General features: G+C 53.4%; 1 rRNA gene. It reads right to left on the bottom strand.

The features are described 5' to 3' along the window. Positions 1-455: ribosomal RNA gene (locus DW56_RS09005) — 23S ribosomal RNA — on the bottom strand; the annotation flags it as partial.

Below are 455 nucleotides of genomic sequence, written 5' to 3'. Positions count from 1 at the left end.
AGGCTCCCACTGCTTGTACGTACACGGTTTCAGGTTCTGTTTCACTCCCCTCGCCGGGGTTCTTTTCGCCTTTCCCTCACGGTACTGGTTCACTATCGGTCAGTCAGGAGTATTTAGCCTTGGAGGATGGTCCCCCCATCTTCAGACAGGATATCACGTGTCCCGCCCTACTCATCGAGCTCACAGCCTGTGTGTTTTTGTGTACGGGAGTGTCACCCTGTACCCTGCGACTTTCCAGACGCTTCCACTAACACACAAGCTGATTCAGGCTCTGGGCTGCTCCCCGTTCGCTCGCCGCTACTGGGGGAATCTCGGTTGATTTCTTTTCCTCGGGGTACTTAGATGTTTCAGTTCCCCCGGTTCGCCTCACAGCACTATGTATTCATGCTGTGATAGTGCAACGAATTGCACTGGGTTTCCCCATTCGGACATCGTCGGGTATAACGGTTCATATC

This window comes from Franconibacter helveticus LMG 23732 (assembly GCF_000463115.2).
In the GTDB taxonomy this organism is placed as follows: Bacteria; Pseudomonadota; Gammaproteobacteria; order Enterobacterales; family Enterobacteriaceae; genus Franconibacter; species Franconibacter helveticus.
This window is presented reverse-complemented; position numbering and strand designations above follow the sequence as displayed.